General features: G+C 58.2%; 12 protein-coding genes and 1 tRNA gene. 8 read left to right on the top strand and 5 right to left on the bottom strand.

Annotation, left to right across the window (positions count from 1 at the left end; genetic code table 11):
• The first annotated feature begins 5 nt into the window (after nucleotides 1–5).
• The 3 genes from IVB05_RS35770 (at nucleotide 6) to IVB05_RS35760 (ending at nucleotide 1,345) form a co-directional block, all read left to right on the top strand.
• Nucleotides 6–644, top strand: a complete 639-nt coding sequence (locus tag IVB05_RS35770) for a methyltransferase domain-containing protein (RefSeq protein ID WP_247780727.1) — start codon at nucleotides 6–8, stop codon at nucleotides 642–644.
• Nucleotides 645–823: 179 nt separating this feature from the next.
• Nucleotides 824–1,153, top strand: a complete 330-nt coding sequence (locus IVB05_RS35765) for a hypothetical protein (protein ID WP_247780725.1) — start codon at nucleotides 824–826, stop codon at nucleotides 1,151–1,153.
• 115 nt (nucleotides 1,154–1,268) lie between these two features.
• Nucleotides 1,269–1,345: transfer RNA gene (locus IVB05_RS35760), tRNA-Met, on the top strand.
• A gap of 560 nt (nucleotides 1,346–1,905) precedes the next feature.
• Here IVB05_RS35760 and IVB05_RS35755 read toward each other — a convergent pair.
• Nucleotides 1,906–2,910, bottom strand: a complete 1,005-nt coding sequence (locus tag IVB05_RS35755) for a recombinase family protein (RefSeq protein ID WP_247780724.1) — start codon at nucleotides 2,908–2,910, stop codon at nucleotides 1,906–1,908.
• Between the two features lie 720 nt (nucleotides 2,911–3,630).
• Between IVB05_RS35755 and IVB05_RS35750 the strand changes: the two genes are divergently transcribed.
• From IVB05_RS35750 to IVB05_RS35740, 3 genes are all read left to right on the top strand, one after another.
• Nucleotides 3,631–3,879: a helix-turn-helix domain-containing protein gene (locus tag IVB05_RS35750; RefSeq protein WP_247780723.1), complete on the top strand. Its 249-nt coding sequence runs from the start codon at nucleotides 3,631–3,633 to the stop codon at nucleotides 3,877–3,879.
• A 92-nt stretch (nucleotides 3,880–3,971) separates the two neighbouring features.
• Nucleotides 3,972–4,139: a hypothetical protein gene (locus tag IVB05_RS35745; protein WP_247780721.1), complete on the top strand. Its 168-nt coding sequence runs from the start codon at nucleotides 3,972–3,974 to the stop codon at nucleotides 4,137–4,139.
• Nucleotides 4,140–4,438: 299 nt separating this feature from the next.
• Nucleotides 4,439–6,550, top strand: a complete 2,112-nt coding sequence (locus IVB05_RS35740; RefSeq protein ID WP_256472793.1) for an AAA family ATPase — start codon at nucleotides 4,439–4,441, stop codon at nucleotides 6,548–6,550.
• Nucleotides 6,551–7,373: 823 nt separating this feature from the next.
• Here the strand turns inward: IVB05_RS35740 and IVB05_RS35735 are convergent.
• Complete coding sequence (locus IVB05_RS35735; RefSeq protein ID WP_247780719.1) at nucleotides 7,374–8,375, bottom strand: hypothetical protein; 1,002 nt, start codon at nucleotides 8,373–8,375, stop codon at nucleotides 7,374–7,376.
• A gap of 755 nt (nucleotides 8,376–9,130) precedes the next feature.
• On the opposite strand from IVB05_RS35735, the gene IVB05_RS35730 reads away from it, so the two are divergent.
• Together IVB05_RS35730 and IVB05_RS43615 are read left to right on the top strand one after the other, a co-directional pair.
• Nucleotides 9,131–9,505 (top strand): hypothetical protein, encoded by a 375-nt coding sequence (locus tag IVB05_RS35730; protein WP_247780718.1) that lies wholly within the window; start codon nucleotides 9,131–9,133, stop codon nucleotides 9,503–9,505.
• Nucleotides 9,506–11,141: 1,636 nt separating this feature from the next.
• A complete protein-coding gene (locus tag IVB05_RS43615) occupies nucleotides 11,142–11,267 on the top strand; it encodes a hypothetical protein (RefSeq protein ID WP_256472791.1) in 126 nt (41 codons plus the stop codon).
• Between the two features lie 34 nt (nucleotides 11,268–11,301).
• Here IVB05_RS43615 and IVB05_RS43610 read toward each other — a convergent pair whose 3' ends face one another.
• The 3 genes from IVB05_RS43610 to IVB05_RS35720 all read right to left on the bottom strand — a co-directional run bounded on the left by IVB05_RS43610 (nucleotide 11,302) and on the right by IVB05_RS35720 (nucleotide 14,078).
• Nucleotides 11,302–11,427: a hypothetical protein gene (locus IVB05_RS43610; RefSeq protein ID WP_256472789.1), complete on the bottom strand. Its 126-nt coding sequence runs from the start codon at nucleotides 11,425–11,427 to the stop codon at nucleotides 11,302–11,304.
• Nucleotides 11,428–11,512: 85 nt separating this feature from the next.
• Nucleotides 11,513–12,058 carry a hypothetical protein gene (locus IVB05_RS35725; RefSeq protein WP_247780716.1) on the bottom strand — a complete coding sequence of 182 codons (546 nt, stop codon included), beginning with the start codon at nucleotides 12,056–12,058 and terminating at the stop codon, nucleotides 11,513–11,515.
• Between the two features lie 1,678 nt (nucleotides 12,059–13,736).
• Nucleotides 13,737–14,078, bottom strand: coding sequence for a hypothetical protein (locus IVB05_RS35720; protein ID WP_247780714.1), 342 nt, complete (start codon nucleotides 14,076–14,078; stop codon nucleotides 13,737–13,739).
• Between the last annotated feature and the right edge of the window lie 126 nt (nucleotides 14,079–14,204).

The raw sequence follows: 14,204 nt of genomic DNA, 5'->3' as shown, positions 1-14,204 counted from the left end.
AGGGAATGGCTGGGGACATCGACCGCGAGGGGGTCGAAAAGGCTTATGAGCGCTGGGCGCCGGTCTACGATCTCGTGTTCGGCAAGGTATTCGACGAGGGCCGCCGGTCGACCATCGCGGAAGCCGACAAGATCGGCGGACGCGTTCTCGACGTCGGCGTCGGCACCGGGCTCTCGCTGTCTGAATATTCGCGCAACACGAAATTATGCGGCGTCGACATTTCCGAACCGATGCTGCGGCGGGCGCTCAAGCGCGTGCGCGAGTTCGGCCTGACCAATGTCGAAACCCTTGCGGTGATGGACGCCAAGAACCTGGCGTTTCCGGATTCGTTTTTCGATGCGGTGGTGGCGCAATATGTCATCACGGCGGTGCCGGATCCGGAGCGCACGCTGGATGATTTCATCCGCGTCCTGAAACCCGGCGGCGAGCTCATTCTGGTCAATCATATCGGCGCCGAAAGCGGCCCGCGCCGCATGTTCGAGCTGGCGTTCGCGCCACTGGCGCGGCGGCTCGGCTGGCGGCCGGAATTCCCATGGGAACGTCTGACCAACTGGGCCGCCAAGCATGGCGGCGTCACCCTGACCGAGCGGCGTCCGATGCCGCCGATGGGACATTTTTCGCTGATTCGTTTTCGGAAATCGTGAAGCAAATAGCGTTTTCGAGCGAAGCAGTCCCTCGGACTTGATCCGGGGGTGGAGCCCGGTTTCGCGTTAGGAAAACGCGTCAAACAAAAAAGCGACAGTTTGACTGCGGAACCTCCGCAAGTGCAGGCCGTTTCCCCTGCATGGCAATGAAACGCGCACTTCTTCTCTCATGTGTGTTGATGGCAGCCGCTGACGTGGCGGCGGCACAGGCCCCGCCGGGTCCGACCACACCGCCGGCCCAGACCGCGCCGCCATCGCCGCAGCGCGCCGCCGATTGCGCGCCTATGCAGCCATTGCCGAAGCCCGGCGAGAAGGCTCCCGAGGGAACAACCACCGGTCAGCGAGTCGAGCCGCTCGGCGACAAGCTTGCCCGCTCGGACGGCGTATTGTGTCCGCCCCCAGGCGTCGATCCCGAAATGCACGCGCCTGCGCCGCCGAACGGCGGCAAGACGCCGGTGATTCCGCCGCCCGGCAGCCCCGGCGGCGACCCGACAATCCGGCCGAAATAGCGCTATTTCGCAGGCGGTTGGCTGGACCGCCGGCTTTGCTTGACAGGCCCTTAACCCACTCCTTATATGCCGCGCGTTCGCGAATGCGGTATGGTGTGCCGCGAAGGTGAACCGTGGCGAGGTAGCTCAGCTGGTTAGAGCACGGGAATCATAATCCTGGGGTCGGGGGTTCGAGTCCCTCTCTCGCTACCACTAGTCCCCCACCCACAGAACGGGTGAGGAACGGAGCGCCTAGAAGTTCCTGCAAACGCCCTTTGATTTCGACCTCGAAGCCCTTCACGCCGGGCTCGGCATGCACCACGACGCTATGGATCAACCGTCGCAACGGTGCGATCAGTTCCGGTCGCTCGGCAGCGTCTTCGTCGTCTAGCGCCTCGCGCATCGCCGCAACGTCTTTCAGATAGTTGTTGATCGCGGCCGGATGGATCGAAACCGTCTTCTTCTTGTCTTCGGCCGCCGCGAGCTGTTGGGCGACCGAGGACTTTTCCGCCGCTAGGGCTCTAAGTCGTTCAGCAACGCTCGCAGGGTCCGCGCCGAGCTTTGCAATCGCATCCCAAATCCGGTCTAGCTCGCGCTTAATCTCTCCGATTCGGCGTTCCAGATTTGCGCGGTCCTTGACAGCGCCACGGGCGAGCCTCGTGCGTTCGTCATTGTATGTCTTCAGATAGACCTTGAAGTAATCTTGGTCGTTAAGCACTTCGCGGAGACCATCAAGCACGGCGGCTTCAATCTTGTTGCGGTTGACCATGCGGCTATTCGTGCAGGACCCACTCTCGCGATACGTCGAGCACTGCACGCCGAGGCTCACCACGATGCAGGCCGACCGACCCCATGCCGCCGCCACACGTCGGACAGCGGAGAAGCCCGCTCAATAGTCGCGCAACGCGGAACTTCGGCTTCGTGTCTGAAGGCGTACGACGCCGCGCCTGTGCGGCAGCCCATGTTTTGTCGTCGACGATACGGAGATGGGGGGCAGGTGCGCGTCGATGCTTCGCGGCTGGATTCGGTCGTGAGAGCCGCTTGCCGGTTGACGGGTCTTTGACCATCGTCACCTTATTCCAAACGATCTGCCCGACATAAACTTCGTTCAGCAAGATACCGTTGCCGCGCTGAACGTTGCCGTAGATTGTTGAGGCATTCCAGCGCAGCCCGCTCGGCGGTTCGATCTTGTCGGCGTTCAAACTGCCTGCAATGTCGCGCGCCGTTTTGCCTTGCGCAAATTCCTTGAAGATGCGCCGGACGACCTCGGCTTGTCCTTCCACAATCTCAAGCTCACCTGGACGGCCGAGCACAGGCCGATAGCCGTATGCCTTGCCGCCTGCATGCCTGCCGGACCGCACCACGCCTTCAAGTCCGCGAATGACGTGCAGCCGCAGATTATCGATGTACATTTCCCCCATCAGCGCGCGAAGAGCACCATCCAGCTTCCCGACCCTGCCGGTTGCCGTGTGGATGGTGATGCCGTGATGATCGAGGCGCTTCCGGGCGTGATGGTAGTCGCCCTGATCGCGGAAAACGCGGTCCATGTCTTCCGCCACAAGCACGTCAAAGCCCTTGGCTTCCGCAGCGCGCATCAAGCTCTGATAGCCCGGCCGATTGATGACCGATGCACCCGAGATAGCGCGGTCGCTGAATGTCGCGACCACACTGAAGCCCTCGCGCTGGCACAGTTCGCGACAAAGCGCGATCTGATCCTCAACGGATTTATCGGACTGCTGGTCGCTTGAGTAGCGAGCGTAGATTGCGGCGCGGAGCATCAGCCTTCCCCCGTGGCCCCCAATTGGGCCTCATGATCCTTGCGCGCCGCATACCAGGCCAGAGCCTCGACGAACGCGACGACATCGGGGTCTAGCTTACGCTGGCCGGAGGGGCCGGGTAAGTCCTCCACGACGGCCGGAAGGCCAGTTGATCCACAGGAATCCACCCGAGAAAGCATGCAAAGCACCACGTCGGGCAGGGTAGTACCTGTCCGCTAAAAGCTGAAAAGGCCCGCTTACGCGGACCGGGCTTATGGGGTTTGTGGTTAGAGTTGCTTTGTTTTGCTTTGGTGCCCGATTGGCGAGCAATCGAGTTCTCAGTCCCGTCTAATCGAAGAGTGCCAGGATTGCAATTCGCGGAAGTCCGGGAAGGTCAGAGTGGGGGGCCAACTATTTTCTTCCGTAAGTTGAGATTTCGCCCGTACCGGCTGATATTGCCCGAGAAAGGCCGGGCCAGTCGGTTACTTCCGCGAATTGCAATTTTCTGACTGGCTGTGATTTAATACATCAAATCGGGTGGACACCCACCCAACGTTTAGCCGTGATCGGACGGGTATTCTGCCGGCTCCTTTTTGGGGCCGAGGCGGACGGGTAAATCCGATACGGCTCCAGTGTGCGAAACCCCGCGCTGGCCGGTCTAGACGACCATCAACCCTTTGAATGTCCTTTGACGGCGATTCGGCCGATGCCTTCGCGCGTCCATAAAGATGGAGTCGAGCTATGTCTGATACCCACACTCCCGCGGCAACTTCGCCTTGGATGACCTTCCGTGAAATTTCCGAGCGCTACGCGGGAGCGTCTCGGAGTTGGATTTACGCCGGGATCGCAACCGGCGACATCCCCGCTCCCGTTTCCATCGGCGGCAAGCGGCTCTTCGCGCGCAAGGCGATCATCGCCCGTGATGTGGAGCGTGAAGCGGAAGCCGAGCGCGAAACCCAAGCGCGCCGTGCGGCCAACGCGCTGGTGTAAATCAGCGCGGCACACCCTCCACAATCCCATCAACACAGCAGCATCGCCGCACGGCGAGCAGAGCTGTGCTTCACGACCATTGAGACCCTATCATGCCTATCACCGACCAACCCGCGGCCGCCGCGCACGACCCGTTTGACCACCACGAAGAAGTTGCTCGTAAGGGCGCGATTGAGGACGCCAGCGAAACCAACCGTAGCCCGGCCGCCGATTCGCGGCGCGGGCGCGTGCTCCTCCTGGCCACCACAGGAGGGATCTAACGTGAGCCTTGACCGAAAGATGCAACGTCGCAACGCCCAGGCGTTTGCCAAGTACGCGCGGTCGCTACCGCAAGTCCCGATTAGCGAAGCTTTCCGGCCGGGGACCGTAACACACATGGTCATAGCCCACGATCCCGGCTGCAAGGCCGAACGCACCCACAACAGTTTCGATTGCACATGCAACCCGGACATCTTGTTCCATCGCCAAGGATTTTGAAGTGAACAAGTCTAGCGTCATTGCGCTGTCCGCACCGGACAACACACGAGCCCGGCAGAACATTAACAAAGAGAACGCCTTGATGCTCGTTAAGGTCGGGGTCGCGGTGTTCCCGTCGAGCGGCAAGACCCCGTTGGTGCCGATGTTCAATCGGCTCGACACCCAAATCAGCCCCGCAGATCGCGCAGCCGCCATTGAGAAGTACCGCGAAGAGCACGACGACAAGTCTCCGATTCATGTCGGCTCCACCAAGGATCCCGAAGTCGTCAAGCGCATGTGGCGCGCATTCCGCGACGCTGTGCCCTCGATTGCGACCGGCCCGTCCAATCTCGTCGTGCTCGATGCCGACGCGAAGGACCAAGGCCCTGAGAAGATGGCCGCGCTGTGGGAAGAGAACGGCGGCCTGCCGGAGGGCGTGCTGGCTTCGCCGACCAAGTCGGACGGTAAGCATTTCATCCTGGCCGACCCCGAGCGCAGCTTCACCAACAAGGCAGGCGCGCTCAAGAAGAACTACGGCACCGACGTACGCGGATCAGGCGGACAGATCGTTGCGCCTGGCTCTCTGCTTGACGACGGCCGCAGCTACGGCACGCGCGACGATCTCGTGCGCTTCCTGCGCGCGTACGTCAACAAGACGATTCCCGAAGTCCCGGAGTTCATCCGCGATCTGATCGGCTCGCAAGCCGAGCACAACGATGACATGTCACCGTCGAAAGAGCGCGACGCCATCAATGCGTTGCAGGACGCCGATTGGGAGAAGCACGAGAACGACTTCGACCCCGATGTTGGCGAATACGATCTCGAAAAGCTGCGCGCAGAGAACGCGGAGTTCAGGGAGCTATACGACAACCCGTCGTCCGACTGCTCGACCAACCGCTTCCTGGCAGCGCGCCACGTCATGCGCGAATGGCCGGACATGCCTGCGCCTGCGCTGTCGATCTTCTTCTCCAATTGGGTAGGCGCTGGCACCTACACCGACGAGAAGCCGAAGTCCGGCGAGTACGACGACCGGCAAATCGCTCGCGAGTGGCTGAAGAATCAGGGCCTCTCCAAGCCGTCGTCCGGCGAAGCGTTCGGCGCAGTCGTCGACGAGGACGAACCGCCGAGAAACTCCGCCGTGCTGCGCTCGACGAACATCTTTGAAAACTTCGCGCCTGCGCCGGATGTGATCGAAAATTTGTTGCCGGCGGTCGGGCTTGCTTGCATTTACGCGGATGCGAACGTCGGTAAAACGTTTCTTGCAATCGAAATGCTTGACCGGGTCATGCGGGGCGAAAAGTTCTTTGGCCTGAACACCGAGCGCGGTGACGTGTTGCTCGTGGCGGGCGAGGGGCAGGAAGGTCTCAAGAAGCGGCTGACGGCACTGCATAAGATGCGCCCACTAGGCGAGGGTAAGGGGATCGCCGTATCCTTCGAGCTACCTTCGTTCGATGGGAAGCCGTCCGTGGCGGCTCGCAAGTTGAAGCGGCTGATCGAACTGAGCGAGGGGCAGAGCGGCCAGAAGGTTCACCTTGTTGTCCTTGACAACTTGATCGGGATGATCGGCAGCGGCGATCTACATACCAGTGCCGCGACTAAGCCGGTATTGGATTCTCTGTCAGAGCTGGCGCACGAACTCGGTATCTGTATCGCGGTCATCCATCATGAGAACCGGAGCGGGAGCACGGCTGGCTCGTTTGCCATTCGGGCGAGCGTGGATGTGATGTTGCATGTTGTTGAGGACAAATCGGGCTTGCGGACCGTCAAGGTCGATAAGAGCCGCGACGGCACAAAGAGTCTCAAATTGCAGTTCCGACTGAAGTACGTCCCGCTCGGACACAATAAGTGGGGCAACGAGATCGGGAGCTGCGTTGTCGAGCCGTACCAAGGGCCCGACATGGCTGTTACCGATGACGAGGAAGCGCCCACTATCAATCAGTCTGACCGCCGTGAGGATCGTTTGCAGGCCGTGCTGGATGTGTTTGAGCGCGAAGGGCAACGACAGAAGGCGGCCGACGAAAGCCCGTCGGCGGCCTCCCGACGCATCGAGCTTCAATCCGGCGAGATCGGGAAGGCCGTCAACGCTAGGCGGGTCGCCGATGGGCTCGACGAACTCAGACGCTCGACGGTGCAGGGCTACATCCTGGAAGCCGTTAAGTCTGGCAGTCTTGATGTCGGGGGCACCAAGGCAAGGCCGCTCTATCGCCTCGCATAGCCGGCGGAACGACTGCCGGATGGACTGCCGAATGGCGGTTGTCCGGCACTCGCTCGGCAGTCTATCCGGCAGTTGGCGTTGGCAGTCGCCCGGCAGTTCGTTTCGGCAGTTTAGTAATTGAAGTATTTGACGAACTCGACGACCGCCGGAAAGTGCCGGATAACCGCCGAGTTGCATAAAATTGGACTGCCGGACGATTCCCCATCCCTAAGGATGGGAATCCGGGTCGGAGCTTAAGGATTGCGAGCTCGTGTTCGGCAATGTCTGTTTTTCGTTCGCTAGATCAAAGGGAGCGTGGGCTTGTACATTTTTGCGCTACGGGCTTTCCTCATACTCCTCCATGGCCTCTGCTCTACCCCTGATCGTTGCCGTCTGGCCACAAACTGGAGTGCTCGCCCAAAATTCAGCGCAATATTCTTCTGCGTTTTCTCGGACGGTTCGAGCGCCAGCCCTGCCCATTTGATAATCAATTTTCGGATGGCCGCTTCCGACCATAATCTTTCCCCCATGTTGCGGACGGACGCAGGTGCTGAAAGACACACTGTTACATCCATGAATGCCGCCCGATGCTATCGGGGGTGTAGAATCGGATTCGACTGCAATTTTGATGTTATTACCGCGGGGAGAAGTCGGACTCTGCAATTTCTCTTGCTCACCCAGAACTGCCTCGGCAGAGCATAAGTGCAATGCCACCGCCAGAGTTGCTTTAGACATGCCGCGCGACATAGGGCATCCTCTTCGGCGTTTCTGCCCGCTGTCGAACTAACGTCAACCGGTCTGGCCGAAGCCGTGCTCTTGTTGCGCCTTCAGAAGGGTGGGGCGGCTAGAGCTGCTCCTCGTACTCCTCCATCGCCGCGGCCTTCCCGGTAATGCTTACCTCGGTCTCGCACGCGCCGGTGTTCGCCCAAAACTCAACACAATACTCCTCAGGAACTTCACGAGGGCTTCGAACCCCGCTTCTGCCCCCTTGATAGAGAATTTTGGCGTTTCCGCTTCCCGCAACGATCTTCCCCCCGTGTTGCGGCCGGACGCAGCTTTGGACGGCGCGCAATTGACAGAAAGGTCCACGGCCTCCGCCACCTGAAGTGATGCGCGCTGGCGGATCAGCCGCTTCAATTGCTACTCGGATTTTCTTTGGAGGCAGTGGAGGCGGTAGCACTGCGGGAGGCAAATAAGCCGATTTCCCCCCAGCATCTGTATTAACGATGACGGTAATGTCTTCCTTGGGATTTGGTCGGTCTATCGTGACCTGCAACGGAACGCGCTCCTGAAGTGTTACGCGCCTCTTCGGATTAAAACCTGCGACGAGCTTTCCATGCCTAACCGTAACGTCCCGTACCTCAATGCTTTTCTTTCCGCCCGGGTAAGAAAAATATACAAGCTGAGCAACGGCCGTGTCCTTTCCCGAATCATTCAAAGATACGTAAAAGCCGCCGTTGCTCGCGATGCAGTCTGAAATGCTCTTACTCGAATTTGAATCGCCGGACGTAATCTCGACGGATTCCGCGTTTTGAAGTACCAATTCCACATTGAGGTATTTCTGAAGCTCCTCACGCAGTTTTTCCTGCTTGTCCTTATTCCAGGTGCCCGGCCCTATTTCGATTGGTCCAACCTTAACCTTGCCTGAATGAGCTAACGCTTCTCCCGCCTCTTTCGTGCTTATCTGAGTAAGCGTTGATAAGAATAGCAGCTTTCGGTAGTCGGACGTTTGCGAAGAAAAGCTCTTTCGAATTGTGTCTTTAGCGAGCTGATTGCAGTCGGTTTGAGCGTCGGCGAGCGCGGGGTAGAGCAGCATGGGAATTAGGATTGCAGCAATCTTTTGCATTCAGATCACTCCTGAAAAAAACGACTTTTGGTTGAATCCCTCATGATTGTATTAAAACTAGCGGGAAGGCAAGAGCTAATGCGTCGTCTACCCGAGATTCGCATCAGCATGCCTCCGCTGAAAAGCTACGCAGCAGCAGAGAAGTTCAAAGATCACTTCGCGAATTTTAGGGTTCTTCGATCTTTCGCAACGGTATCGGCACTGAGCGGACCTGACTGGACGATGCCCGCCGTTAGACGGGACATCGCCCGATTGACCAAATATTTCGGATGCCCGCAACATTCTCGCCTCTCGTCCTTTTACAGAGTGTAGCGCTCACGCTTGTGGGGCTTTTCTCATCTCGAAACAGCGTGCGGCCTGTCCTATCGAATCCGCAAACCGTGCCGATCTGAAAAGGGGTTGGCAAGTCTCTGCGACTGAAAGCGCAGGACCCGGCAGCCTTCCTCGTTGCTTTCCCTTCGGGTGCTTTCGAACGGAGCGAGATGCGCGATGTCCCGCGAGGGGGCAACGAATAGGACACACTGCCGTCGCATCACTGGTCAGGGCCCGAGGCGGGGAGACGACCCGTTCACCTGAGGTGAACTGAATGAACGACGATCCGCCTCGCAGGCGTTCGCCTATAAGCCAGCAGGAGGGGCTCAGGCAAGTTGATGAACATTCCGCAACTCTATCAAGTCGCCCCCGCTCAGAAGCTGGAGGGATCTGAGTTAGAACTTTTACCTTGATCGCGCGTTGTGCGACTAGCGGAGGTAATAATGATTAAAGCCAAAGATGCTGTTGTATGGATCAATAACGCAAGCCACGGCGTGCTTGTGCTGCCGCAAGGCGAGCGCCCACCTGAGGGAAATGGCCGGTGGAGCGACCCTATAGGCGCATCGTACCGCCAATGGCAGGAAATGGAGAATAGAGAGCGCGTCCTCCTGATGTTGGAGACTGCCATCGACTTGTCGATGCAGGACTTCGATCTCGGTAGCGTGCTTCGAGAGATGGCGAGGGTAAAAGAATTCCGAGCGCTCGGTTCCGAGAGTAGCCCAATGTGCCGAGCCTTAACAAAAGCGCTGACCGGTAAGACTCTCGATTCGGTCACCATGACGTTCGAAGAGCTGCTGGTAACTTACGGTCGAAATTGACCTTGCCCGCGGATGTCGCGGCCTTCCGCAATTAGAGCCGACGCTAACGTGTTCGCCGGATTTGTGGCCAGAAGAATGCCGGTCTCAACCCGGAACCGTTCTAACGTCGTGAGTTCGCGTGGGTGCCAGGCTGGATGGGAAGTGGCGGTTCAGGGCGGAAGACCGCTTTTATTGGCTCAGACTGACCGAACCGTAAATGAACACGCGACGGAAGCGGCCAAAAACTGTCAGCGGTGTTGCCCGAGCCCTATTTCTCGACGGCTCGTAATTGCTCTTAATCGCCGCTCATTTATTTTTTCGCTGTGGAGGATACCTAGCCGTTCTGAGCTGCACCTAGTGCCTCCTCAGCATCGCCCTGTTTTCGGCCGCAATAGAAAGAGAGTGGGTCCCTTTCGGCCCACCCCCGTCTCACCGGGGGCACCCGCCGCCCCCGAGAAGATCGCTCACTTAAGTAATTACCTTCACTCTTGATCGCGCAGCATGGTGTGGAGGTATCTCATTTTTGCGAACTCCTTGAGAACGTTTGCGGATTTTCCGTCATTTGGGGCAGGCGGGGGCGCAAAATAGCAGCAAAATGCAACGCGGGGCAGGTGTTGCGTGTCAATTGCGTGTCACTCGTTCTACGGCTGTTCCTGGCCTTCCGGATGGCGCAGGCACCCATCCCAGGCTCGGTCTCAGTGTCGCCCCGTGTCTTTAGCCCCAAGCCTCTTAAGACGCCCACCGGGTGGGTGGCGTGGGGTCTAAGGTCCGCGTAGCGGACGGGCGTCAGGTAAATAGCTGCGACATCATCGCGCAAGCCCCGCTCGAACCTCGTTTGAACTGGCAGCGACAACTCTGGGCGTTCGTCCGATAAAAAGGAGGAGGACACTGTGACGGATCTTATGAAGCTGATGGTTCTCGCTGCAATCATTGCCGCTTTCGGCATCGCGGATGCACATGCGCAGCGTGCGGATTCGCCGTTGCCTGGTCATACGAACATGCCGGTAGAATCTCCGCCTAACCCTCACCAGAACCACGGCACGGGGAGCTTCGGCGTCACGTTTCCTTGGCCTGGCGGAACCAGTGGCCCGCGCATCGGTGGCAGTTCTAAGAGCGGCGGTGGGGCGGCACCCTTTCAATACATGCACCGAACGCCTGACGGCACTATTCGAGGTCAGCCAGGGTGAGCCGGCGAGAAGTGGGCGCTCCACACCCACTATCCGTGCAAGATGAAGCCCGGAGCAATCCGGGCTTTTTCTTTGTCTGGTTTGCGTCCGCTCATGATTTCAGCGAGCGATTACCCAAAGTCGGCAAAAATAGTTGTTCAATGTCAAGTGGGGCGCCGGACTAGTTTTCCACACCATAAGCCTCTGGATTTTACCCGTTTTCGGTAAAGCGACCAAAAAGACACTCTTATCGCTTGTGCCGGGGGTGATCATTTTTCCGGGTATAATGGGGGAGAACTGCCGAATCGGCGTGTCGCCTTTGTGCGACTCGTGTTTACAAGGTGGTCGGACGGTGCTCTTGCGGAACACCGCCCGACGCCTGGAGGAGATCCCGAAGGACTCTCCGCCTCAACACCGAAGGTTCTCGCTTTCCCCAGGCAAACTGTCAATCGGCTGCGCGATGTCGTTTCGCGCCACGGAGATGCTTTGCCATGTCGGATAAACTGCTAGTGAGTTTTTGGGGGGTGAATATCAGCGCCGAGGGCCTGTGGGCTATCGTCGCTGCAATCATCATCGTCGGCATCATCGCCGCGGTGGTGGGACGACGGCGCGCGTAACCTATGCGCGATTTCACTGCGGCTTTTGAGTATCCTAATTTCCGCCTGACACTGGGCGGCAAAAAGCCAGCTGCCGTTCAACCGTGATGCTGTCCATGATGCTGCGCGCCAACATTTCAGCGCGGGCAGCTTGTTCCTGAAGCTCTTGTATCTTGCTCATGGTCCCACCCTCCGGCGAGATAATTTGCAGCAAATCACTCCGTTCCCAGCATGCTCCAGTCTTGCCTAACGGAGTGTGAACTGGGTCACGCTGATGGCGTAGACGGATAGGGATGCTCCCTGAAAAAGGTGAGCAGAGACTTTGCGAGCAGGAGCTGAGCCTCCCTTGGAGAGGCTTTTAGGATTACGATTCCTTCTCGGCTCAGTTGCTCTATGTCAGGATCGGGATCGGGCGGTATCATGAACTTTTCAGGATGCAGGGCCTTCATCCAAGTATCAAAAGCCATCATCTCAGGGCTGGATGACTGTGTAAGACGCCGGTACAAAACGATACCAAAGCCTATTCCCATTTGAGTGTCGGTTTCTTGGACATCGGTTTGGGCGGCAGGGTCTTTATCAGCATGCTTTAGGAAGTTCGCAGCCTCATTAAACCGCTTCCATCCGGTGGCCTCTATGAACGCCGCCAAGTTGGTCGAAAACCCATCGCCTCGGTGTGTAGGGTAGATGTCGTAAAGCACGCGAAAGGCTGCGCGCGACAAGGTATGAACGGCCAACAAGTCTTCGCTGTTGATGTAGAGGCGAATTGCACAATCTAGCTGGCGCTGGGCGGCTTCAAGTTTGGTTATTGGCATTCCGCCTTATATCAGCTTTCAACTCTCACGCAGCCGCGCTTTCGCTCTGGTTGTTGTTCGCCGCCGCCATCACGGACGTCGCAGCCGCTTCCGGGACGAATCGCATTCCCGTAACCGCTGGACCACCCTGCCGGATACCCCATGAGCCAGCGGGCTAACTCCGGGTTCAATTGGCCGGGCTTTTCCATCTCGGCAGTCGATCCACTCAGTATTGTCCCAAAGGCCGCTACCCCAGCTCGTTGTTCCAGCCCTTGCGCTTCGCTTCGTTCTCCGCCCCGAGCAGCGTCCTGGTGCCCGTGCATCCGTCGTGCACTCGTGGAGTAGCCCAACCGGCCATCCCGCATCCCCGATAAGGTTGCAGCGGCTCGTTTTCATGTTGAAGCGGGCCATCGTTAGCGCATCCGTTCTGCCGCTGTCGCACGCCTTGGGTGTCGACCACCCCGCTACTTGAGCCACTCCGCCCAATTTCAGAATCCTCCGTCGCCCGGGTCCGTAGCTGTAAGGACTGTCGCTCGTCAGTGGCGTTGGCCACCCAGTACAGTCGTTGACGGATGTGCGGCGCACCGACGCCAGTACGCACAGATCGGCAGCCCCAACGGCATAGCCGAGTGCTTCCAGTCAGAGCGTACAGCGGCGAGCCACAGCCTTCCGTTAGCCGACGCAACTTGCTCTCCAAACACCGTTGAAGGTTGGCACTGGCGGATGAGGGCGTGGAAGGCGGGCCAGAGATGGCGCGCATCTTCTGCGCCTTTTTCACGTCCAGCATAGCTGAAGGGTTGGCAGGGACAGCTTCCGGTCCAGACCGGCTTGTCGTTCGGCCACCCAGCAAGGGCAAGACAACTGGCCATCCGGCGATGCCACAGAAGAAGTGGCATTGAGTGTATCCTCGGCAACCATCGGGGGAGATTTCAGTTGTTGATTTACAGACCACGTCGCCGAGCGGTATCCGCCCGGCGGCAACCAAACCTTCAACCCACGCGCAAACTGCGGGGTCATTGATGAGCAATCTTCCCTGTTGAATGCGCTAGGCAAGATTCACTACCGCGCGAAGGCAGACCGGCTGAAAGCCCTGAAGGCGGAAATGCAGCGGCTTTCCGCGCGGAAGTAGAGCCCGCCATCGGCGTCAAGAAAACTCGCGTGAAGCGGAAACCAACCCATCGCAGCAAGAAAGACCGCTAGCTCACCTGGACGGGCAGGGGTTCGATGCCGCGGTGGATGCGGGACGCGATGAAATCGCTCAAGCTTAAGCCAGAGGCGTTTTGCATCGGTCAATGGGCTTAACGTCTGGGTTTGGCTCTTTTTCGCTTCTTCTTTTTCTCTAGGTACCAAGTCAGAAGAATAGAAAGCATCGGCAATGTCAGTAGAAAGGAGGCAATCGCACCAGCGGCTTTCAACGAGTCTAAGGTCAACTCCGGTAACCGATATGGCTTGTAAACATTTACGCCCAGCGACACTTCGCCAATGTGCTGTTCAAGTTGTACGCTATTCACCAAGATTGACTTGGTCTTAAAGCCCTGGGACGCATCAAGGCGGACAATGATTTTCCAATCTCCAGCCTTCTGAGCGCTAATCGTCCAAGTGCGCTGATCAGAAAGAAAGCGTTGTATCCGTTCCAAGCTGAAAGTGTAGTCTTTAGGCTCTGGCTGTATGGCTAAGTTGCCAGATCTTACGGCTACGCTCAGTTTCGAAGACTCTTCTCCTTTGGCCTACGCAGCCAGTCACCGGCGTCGCCATCGTAGCGTACTTTAAGTTCGGTCTCCTCATCGTCGCGCATAACGGATTGATAACTTATATTGAGCCAGCCCGTTAGTTTGTCTTCCGTGTCGCTGACTGCGAATGCCCTGACGCGTTGCTCTACCGACGGCCGAATGGAAGCCTTGTGTAATCTATCAGCATAGTCGTCAATGGCGGCCGGAATCGCGATAGCAGCCACTAGACCGATAACAAAAAGAGCCGCTGCAAAATTTTCGACGGTGTAACGCCAAATCCGTGCGATGCCGCCGATGGCGTTCGCCCACATAATCGGTTGTCCTGCTTTACGCCCTCTCTTGCACGTTGGGTCGCTTGAGTAATTAGCATTATGTCATCCTCAACTGGAGGTGGGCAATGGTGAAAATCGTGGCGGACTTCAAAGCTCTTCCCTTAG

Source organism: Bradyrhizobium sp. 170 (assembly GCF_023101085.1).
Lineage (GTDB): Bacteria > Pseudomonadota > Alphaproteobacteria > Rhizobiales > Xanthobacteraceae > Bradyrhizobium.
The sequence above is the reverse complement of the archived record's forward strand: the minus strand, read 5'-3'. Positions and strand labels throughout refer to the sequence as shown.